The 258-nt window shown below is 65.1% G+C and carries 1 protein-coding gene; it reads left to right on the forward strand.

Translation table 11 applies throughout. The features are described 5' to 3' along the window. Nucleotides 1-258: cadherin-like domain-containing protein (locus IB265_RS36370; RefSeq protein ID WP_192496240.1), on the forward strand; the 258-nt coding region annotated here is incomplete at both ends.

The raw sequence follows: 258 nt of genomic DNA on the forward strand, positions 1-258 counted from the left end.
GTGGCAGCGGCACGCTGACCGACAATGGTGACGGCACCTGGACTTACACGCCGGCGGCGAATGACGACAGCGGCGTTTCGTTCAGCTACACGATCAACGACGGCAATGGCGGCAGTGTCGCCGGTACGGCAAGCCTCGACCTTACCGCGGTCAACGACGATCCGACGACGTCGGCCGTGACGCTGGCAGCGATCGCCGAGGACAGCGGCGGACGGGTGATCACCCAGGCCGAGCTTTTGGCCAATGCCAGCGATATCG

The sequence above is a fragment of the Ensifer sp. ENS10 genome (assembly GCF_014852025.1).
Taxonomy (GTDB): domain Bacteria; phylum Pseudomonadota; class Alphaproteobacteria; order Rhizobiales; family Rhizobiaceae; genus Ensifer.